Origin of the sequence: Micromonospora sp. LOL_015 (assembly GCF_048060275.1) — a bacterium.
Lineage (GTDB): Bacteria > Actinomycetota > Actinomycetes > Mycobacteriales > Micromonosporaceae > Micromonospora_E.
The window spans coordinates 1-279 of sequence record NZ_JBHMIO010000225.1; the positions used below are offsets into that span (position 1 = coordinate 1).

Annotated in this window: 1 protein-coding gene; it reads right to left on the reverse strand. The window is 71.7% G+C overall.

Going from position 1 to position 279, the window contains the following annotated elements:
* Positions 1-279 (reverse strand): transposase family protein (locus ACFHWU_RS29590; protein WP_416592364.1); only part of this gene is annotated, 279 nt, incomplete at both ends.

The window sequence follows — 279 nt, forward strand, 5'->3', positions numbered from 1 at the left end:
TCTTGAACGCGACGGCGATGGTGTCGGCTTCGCCCTCGTAGCCGAGGTCGGCCAGGGTCCGTACGTTCTCGCGGATCTCGGTGAGGGTGGTCAGCAGGCCGGGGTGGGCACGCAGGCAGCTGGTGTCGTGTTCCCGGCCGGGGCGTACCGGCGAGGTCCACAGCGGCCAGCCGTCCGGGGCGGTCAGGACCTGGATGTCGCCGCCGTGGTTCCTGTGCTTGGCCGACCACCACAGGTCGACGCCGGGGGTGGGACCCGGGGTGGCGATCCGGTCGGTCT